The organism is Turicibacter sp. T129 (assembly GCF_025594975.1).
In the GTDB taxonomy this organism is placed as follows: domain Bacteria; phylum Bacillota_I; class Bacilli_A; order MOL361; family Turicibacteraceae; genus Turicibacter; species Turicibacter bilis.
In genome coordinates this window covers 75,204-82,157 of sequence record NZ_JAMQUU010000017.1, presented here as the reverse complement: position 1 = coordinate 82,157, position 6,954 = coordinate 75,204, and the positions used below count along the sequence as shown (strand labels likewise).

General features: G+C 35.1%; 8 protein-coding genes. 1 reads left to right on the top strand and 7 read right to left on the bottom strand.

Going from position 1 to position 6,954, the window contains the following annotated elements; genetic code table 11:
• Nucleotides 1-50: 50 nt before the first annotated feature.
• A complete protein-coding gene (locus NEH75_RS03335) occupies nt 51-950 on the bottom strand; it encodes a deoxyribonuclease IV (protein WP_262948540.1) in 900 nt (299 codons plus the stop codon).
• A gap of 27 nt (nt 951-977) precedes the next feature.
• Complete coding sequence (locus tag NEH75_RS03330; protein ID WP_055245210.1) at nt 978-2,279, bottom strand: DEAD/DEAH box helicase; 1,302 nt, start codon at nt 2,277-2,279, stop codon at nt 978-980.
• Nucleotides 2,280-2,482: 203 nt separating this feature from the next.
• On the opposite strand from NEH75_RS03330, the gene NEH75_RS03325 reads away from it, so the two are divergent.
• Nucleotides 2,483-3,424 carry a 4-hydroxy-3-methylbut-2-enyl diphosphate reductase gene (locus NEH75_RS03325; protein WP_262948539.1) on the top strand — a complete coding sequence of 314 codons (942 nt, stop codon included), beginning with the start codon at nt 2,483-2,485 and terminating at the stop codon, nt 3,422-3,424.
• Nucleotides 3,425-3,456: 32 nt separating this feature from the next.
• On the opposite strand, the gene NEH75_RS03320 is transcribed toward NEH75_RS03325, so the two are convergent.
• From NEH75_RS03320 to NEH75_RS03300, 5 genes are all read right to left on the bottom strand, one after another.
• Complete coding sequence (locus tag NEH75_RS03320) at nt 3,457-4,125, bottom strand: M15 family metallopeptidase (protein WP_055305351.1); 669 nt, start codon at nt 4,123-4,125, stop codon at nt 3,457-3,459.
• Between the two features lie 293 nt (nt 4,126-4,418).
• Complete coding sequence (locus NEH75_RS03315) at nt 4,419-4,844, bottom strand: HTH domain-containing protein (protein ID WP_055305350.1); 426 nt, start codon at nt 4,842-4,844, stop codon at nt 4,419-4,421.
• 143 nt (nt 4,845-4,987) lie between these two features.
• Nucleotides 4,988-5,488 (bottom strand): AAA family ATPase, encoded by a 501-nt coding sequence (locus NEH75_RS03310; protein ID WP_055305349.1) that lies wholly within the window; start codon nt 5,486-5,488, stop codon nt 4,988-4,990.
• Nucleotides 5,489-5,540: 52 nt separating this feature from the next.
• The gene (locus tag NEH75_RS03305) at nt 5,541-5,690 is read right to left on the bottom strand and encodes a hypothetical protein (protein WP_262948538.1); all 150 of its coding nucleotides are present in this window, start codon (nt 5,688-5,690) and stop codon (nt 5,541-5,543) included.
• A 310-nt stretch (nt 5,691-6,000) separates the two neighbouring features.
• Nucleotides 6,001-6,879 carry a choline/ethanolamine kinase family protein gene (locus NEH75_RS03300; protein WP_212725552.1) on the bottom strand — a complete coding sequence of 293 codons (879 nt, stop codon included), beginning with the start codon at nt 6,877-6,879 and terminating at the stop codon, nt 6,001-6,003.
• Between the last annotated feature and the right edge of the window lie 75 nt (nt 6,880-6,954).

Here is a 6,954-nt window from a genome sequence, read left to right as displayed (position 1 = left end):
CCGGGCGCACATAAAAAAATAACCATCCATTTGGATGGTTATTTTTCTTATTATAGACGTCCTAAAATACGATCTAAATTTTGAGGGTCAAATTCACCTTTTCTAAACATTTCAATCTCTTGTTTATAGGGTGGTACTTTATCTTTTGAATCTCCACCTACAGCCACATATGGTGTTTCTAAAATTTTAGGTACTTTTTTGAAATCTGGATGATATATGATATATTTTAACGCATCAAATCCGATTTCTCCAAATCCGATATTTTCATGACGGTCTTTTTTCGCTCCGCTTACATTTTTACTATCGTTAATATGGAATGCTGCAATTTGTTTTTTTCCGATTAAACGATCAAATGATTCTAATACTCCTGCAAAATCATTCACAATATCATATCCTGCATCATGAACGTGGCATGTATCGAAGCAAACACGTAGCTTATCATTATGAACAACATTATCAAAAATATAAGCTAATTCGTCAAAACTACGTCCAACCTCTGTTCCTTTACCAGCCATTGTTTCTAACGCAATCGTAATTGCTGTGTCTTTCGTTAACACTTCATTTAATCCTTCAACGATTTTTTTAAGTCCAACTTCTACACCAGCTCCAACGTGAGCCCCTGGGTGAAGAACTAATGTATACGCACGAAGGGCTTCAGAACGTTCAATTTCTTTGGCTAAAAACTCAACAGCTAATTCAAAAGTTTCTGGTTTCACGGTATTTGCTAAGTTAATAATATATGGCGCATGAACGACGATATCCGATAGACCATGCTCATTCATGTACTGCCATCCCGCTTCAATATTTAATTCTTCAATAGGTTTACGACGTGTATTTTGTGGAGCCCCCGTGTAAATCATAAATGTGTTGGCCCCGTATGAAGCTGCTTCTTTTGCAGCCCCAAGTAACATCTCTTTACCTGCCATCCCAACATGAGAACCGATTTTCAACATCCCTCATCACCTGACTTTCAATACTTATTTACGCTTACGGCGTTCTTGACGTTTCACTTGCTCCATTTGAGCTTTCATTTTCTTTTTATATCCTGGCGTTACTTTCTTAGGTTTACGCACTTTCGACTTTGCAATCTTATCGATTTCATTTTCTTTTTTCTCACGTTTTTGACGGGCATTACGAGCATTAACAGCCACTAATTCACCATTTTTAACTTCTTTATAGTTAAATTCAATTCCACGTGCTTCTAACTCTTGTAATAATTCTTCTTCAGCTGAATCATATAATGTGATTGCCACTCCATCATAGTTTCCACGAGCAGTACGTCCAACACGGTGAATGTAGAACTCTAAATCTTGTGGTAATTCATAGTTGATGACATGACTTACTCCTTCAATATCAATTCCGCGTGCCGCAATATCTGTAGCCACAATGTATTGGAATTCTAAGTTACGAATACGTTGCATCATTTGACGACGTTGACGTGGTGTTAAATCACCATGAATTTGTCCAACACGGAATCCTTGTGACATTAAAGCATTTGAAACTGTTGTGGCATTTTGTTTTGTATTGACGAAAATAATTGCTAAATATGGATTTAATGCCTTTAAAATATTAGCAATGATATTAACACGACTACGGTGTTTCGTTGGATATAAGATATGTTCAATCTTAACAGCTGTTTGTTGGCGTGGTTGAATATGAACATGCGTTGGGGCTGTCATATATTTTTTTAAGAATGGTTTTAACGCTTGAGGAATTGTTGCTGAGAAAACCATCATTTGTAATCCGCGTCCCATTGTTCCTGCGATTTGATCAATATCTGTTAAAAACCCTGTTTCCAGTGTCATATCTGCTTCATCGACAACAAACATTTTCGCTGTATGAACTAATAAGACACGTTCGTTAATCGCTAAGTCTTTGATACGTCCAGGTGTTCCGATAACGATTTGTGGCTGTGTACCTAATTTTTCAATTGTTTTTTGTTTATCGGTTCCACCCACATAACGTGCAATTTTAATTGGTTTATCACTGAATGATGCTAGTTGATTTGCCACATTATAAATTTGTTCAGCAAGTTCACGTGTTGGTGTTGTAATCACTGCTTGAACTTGTTGTAACTCTTCATCTAACCCTTGGAAAATTGGAATTAAGAACGCATGTGTTTTTCCACTTCCCGTTTGCGATTGACCGATAATATCTTTTCCTTTTAATGCTAACGGCATAACCTCTTCTTGGATTTGTGTTAAAGTTTCAAAATGTAAATCAGCAACAGCTGCCTTTAAATATGGTTTTATATTTAAATCTTGAAAACGTACAGACATGAATACCACTCCTTCAATGTTAGTATAACTAACTTCTATCAATCTTAACGACAAAATTCTCGTTATTTTGCAAATTCCTTTTGACGCACAAATTCTATCTTACCAAATGTGAGTGACCAAATTCAACCTATATTCTTTATTATTAGGAGATAATCGTCGAAATATGATATAATAAACCCAAATCTAAAGCAGAGGTGAGTTCATTGAAAGTAATTAAAATTGCTCCACGTGGTTATTGTTCAGGTGTCATCGGCGCTTTAAATATTGTCCAAGATGCAGCACTGAATGAAACATTACCACGTCCAATTTATGTTTTAGGGATGATTGTTCACAATGAACATATCACAAAAGCCATCGATGATTTAGGCGTGATTACAGTTGATGATAAATCAAAAACACGTGATGAGTTACTAGATCAAATTGATACTGGGACTGTTATCTTTACTGCGCATGGAATTTCTCCATCCGTTAAACAAAAAGCAATCGATAAAGGATTAACAGTTATTGATGCTAGCTGTAAAGATGTCATCAAAACCCATGTCTTAATGAAAGAGCATATCGACGCGGGGTACGACGTGATTTACATTGGTAAACAGGGACACCCTGAAACGGAAGGGGCACTTGGTGTCGACCCTGAGCACATTCATCTCATTTCAAAAGCAAATGAATTAGAAGGATTAAATCTTGATAATGAAAAAATTATCATCACGAATCAGACAACCATGAGTTTATGGGATGTATATTCATTATCGCAAAAAATCCAAGAAAAATTCCCACAAGCACAATTTATTAAAGAAATTTGTAATGCGACACAAGTTCGTCAGGAAGCAGTGGCAACTCAAGCTATTGAAGCAGATTTAACAATTGTCGTTGGAGACCCACACAGTAATAACACGGCTCGTTTATCACAAATTTCAATTGAACGTGCTAATACACCATCCTATCGTATTGCCTCACTTGAAGATCTTGACTTAAACTGGTTAAAAGAGGTTGAAACAGTTGCTGTGACAGCAGGGGCTTCAACGCCAACACCAATTACAAAAGAAGTGATTGATTTCTTAGAGGCTTATGATAAAAACGATCCAAGTACATGGGATACAACGTCACATATTACAAGTGATAAAGTGTTATTTAAACGCAAATAAAAGGGGCTGTCTCGAAATGAGATAGCCCCTTTCTAATATTTTTTCTCAAAATGTTGATAGTCTTTTAAACTCGTCCAATCCCCTCCCCACGTCCATCCATGTGACGTAAACAGTTGATAAACAGCATCGTTCTTTTTAATAATACCTAGTACATGTTGATCTCGATTCACATAGGCTAGCCCATTTGTGGGTAAAACTAAATCATTTTTCACATACGGATTCACTTTCGGATTCAAATCAATTGCCAATCCATAGGCATGATTAGACAATTTACCTCCATCCGTGACATGACGAAAATTAAATGCACTGCTATTGTTATCTTCCATCGATAGCTCGTCGGAACCCCCATAACAACTCATCACACGCAATTTCTGAATCGGATATCTCATTAAATACAACTGTTTAAAAATATCAAGAACTTCGTCCGCCACTTTCACATTGACAATAAGTTCTCCCACATGAAAAAGCCCATCATAACCAAAATGTAAAACCTTTAAATAACGTAACTCGTCATAAGTAATAATGCTTGGATCCAATGGAACTTGTTGTTCTAAACAATCACCATACTGTTCTTGTAGCGTCAGTACTTGAAAACAACTCATTGTCTCCTCCTCCCCTACTTCAAATAAAATGAAAGGGTCAACCCCTGACTGTAACAATGGACACTCATTTAAATAAAGACTAGCCATCATTTCAAGCATCATAAGTACCCCTCACTTTCCTACTTACAGTTTACGACAGAACTTTCAATTTTATGAGGAATGAATGATAGAATAGGCTAAATTATTTAATCGCTTATACCAAAAAATGTATAAAACAAGTACCATTCAAAGCTAACTAGAAAAAAGAGCTATCTTAGGGTAAGATAACTCGTCTATATCAGAACAAAAATGTATTTAGTTTTCTAACTACTTTTATGACAAGGCATCTTCCACTACTAGAACTTATTTTTTACGCTGTAAAAAACTTATCTGGACTTATACATTGATTTTGATTAAATTAAGCTGATAGAATCTTTGAACAATGAAAACAAAAACATGACTTTAACTGCCAACCGATACTTAACTTCAACCTCAACTTGTTCAGGATGAGCTAAAAAGAGTTGAACCTCTTCTAGAGGAACGTTCGCATATGCAGCAAAGGTTTCGAGTTTTAGCCCACATTCAACGATTAAAAGTTTCATAATGGTTAAAACCCGTTCATCATCTTTGATCGCTGTGATCCCCACTCTAAACATTTCAATCGTTAAACTGAGTGTTAATAGCTGTTCATCCGATAAAGCACTTAACGTTGATTTCTTTTCTAACACTTCAGTAAACCAAAGTAAACTGATATTTGTTAAATGACTCAGTGCCTCGAGTGTCAAATGATACTCTATTAACAAACTTTTTAATTGTTCACGAAAGAGTTCATCCTTCATCTTCTCCACGTCCTTACACCAAAGTTAAGGCAATTTCATTATAAAAATGACAACTGCCACTACACTAGCAGTATAATCGAAATGAATCAAATCGTGACATCTTAATCTTTTCTTTTTCCTTTCTATAAATGATTCTTATAGATTTACAACTTTCTTAAAAATTCCGAACATTCTCTTCGATTATGAAAAATAATGACTGTCTTATCTTTTTGATGACTTAGCATCTCTAAGTAGTTTTTTCGATTATTTTTGTTAAAGTCCCAAACAAACTTAAAAAAACTAAAGTCAAATCGTTCAGGACAATTTCCTCCCATATCTGGTCGCGATTTACCATACCCTTTAAGAACTCGTTTAATGACTCCAAACAAACAAGTCATTCGTGAATAATCCAAATAAATAACAGTATCACAGTGCTCTAACCTAAGTGGAATCGTCCGATGATAATTTCCGTCAATAATCCATGCTTCTTTTCGGACTTCCTGTAAAAGTAAGGCATCAAATTCTTCTGTTGAGACTGGTTGCCAATGATCTCGCCAGTTCAACACATCAAGATGAACAAGCGGCAAGTTCAGTTTACATGAAAGTTTTCTAGCCAGTGTTGTTTTCCCGCTACCAGGACAGCCCATAATCATGACTTTTCTCATTGAATCCCTCCTTAAATAAGAATTTCATGAGTCTAACTTTAAAATCAATCCCTTATGGAATAGCTGGAATCAAGATAGATGCTGATTGATTATGATTTAAAACCTCAAAATGATACATTGGCTGACAATAACCTTTTGAATCCATTTCGTACTGCAAGCTAACCGCTTTAACTTCAATTGGCTCCGTTAAATCTAAATACAAACAGAAATGTTTTCTACATTTAATACAGCAACCGAAATATGAGATGGTTATGCCGTGCAAGGCAGACTATAGTCCAGCTAAAAGTTTTTACGATGTAAAAAACTTATCTGGACTTATATAAATACTTAAGGTATCCTTGTTTCACATTTCCCTTTTTCAGCTGCATAAAAGCTTGTGCCTCTGATAAGATATCTACTGTTTTATATTCTTCATATTGAATCATATGGTTCCTAATGGATTCAATCACCATTTAAGTCCATTATAAAAAAGCTTAGAACGAAAATTTCATTCTAAGCTTTTTAAAAATTTCTTATTTATATTGGTTAGCTCCACTTAAAAATTGCTCTGCTTTTGTTAAATAAGCAGCTGCAATCATATTAAAGTCTAAGCCTAAATCTTTACTTAATCCAATTAAGTCTTTGTATAACGCCACGTTATGCCATTGTAAGCACTGGAAAGCACGCCATAAATATAAACGACGAGATTCTTCTACCTGCGGTTCACGTCCTAAATAAACGGGTAAGAATTTTAACGCCAATTCAAACTCTTTATTTCCAACACAAGCCACATCATACATTGGATCGTTATTTCCTGTAAATTCCCAGTCTAATAAATATGTTTGATCCGCTTCAACGACCATGTTTGAAATTTGGCTATCATTATGACAGATGACTTTTGGGAATTGATCTAAGAATTCACGATTACTTAAGAATTCTTCTTTTAATTCAAAATATTTATCCGCATGTTTATAACCAAAATCAGTCACTAATTTTTCATAAGCATTTAAACGTTCATACGGACGATAATCATCATGTGCTTTTAATCCTGATTCATGTAACACATGTAAAACTTTCGATACCTCTTCTAAGTAGGCTTCGGGATTTTCAACCTCACTTAAAGGTGTCCCATCAACGAATTTAGAAAGTTTGTATCCTGTTTCTGTCTCGAAATAAACCATTTCATTATTGATTCCTAACTCATCAACAATATGAATATTGGCTAACTCTTCTTCACGATTCACAAATACTTCGGCATTCTTTCCAGGAATACGGAATGTATATCTTTCTCCATTTACAACAATCACGTACATTAAGTTTGACATCCCACCCATTAAACGGTAATCAATAACAACATCTGCCTCGTTTACACCTAATGCTTTAGCAGTAACCGATTTAATGATGTTTTCCATAATCTCACTCCTACATCTATGATTTTGTTATTATTGTACCATAAATTCCATCAAAATAAATTATTTTACCAAAAC

Excerpts from the sequence above, each read along its gene's own strand:
- NEH75_RS03330 (WP_055245210.1), bottom strand. The coding sequence starts at position 2,279 with ATGTCTGTACGTTTTCAAGATTTAAATATAAAACCATATTTAAAGGCA.
- NEH75_RS03320 (WP_055305351.1), bottom strand. The coding sequence starts at position 4,125 with ATGCTTGAAATGATGGCTAGTCTTTATTTAAATGAGTGTCCATTGTTA.
- NEH75_RS03315 (WP_055305350.1), bottom strand. The coding sequence starts at position 4,844 with ATGAAGGATGAACTCTTTCGTGAACAATTAAAAAGTTTGTTAATAGAG.
- NEH75_RS03310 (WP_055305349.1), bottom strand. The coding sequence starts at position 5,488 with ATGAGAAAAGTCATGATTATGGGCTGTCCTGGTAGCGGGAAAACAACA.
- NEH75_RS03300 (WP_212725552.1), bottom strand. The coding sequence starts at position 6,879 with ATGGAAAACATCATTAAATCGGTTACTGCTAAAGCATTAGGTGTAAAC.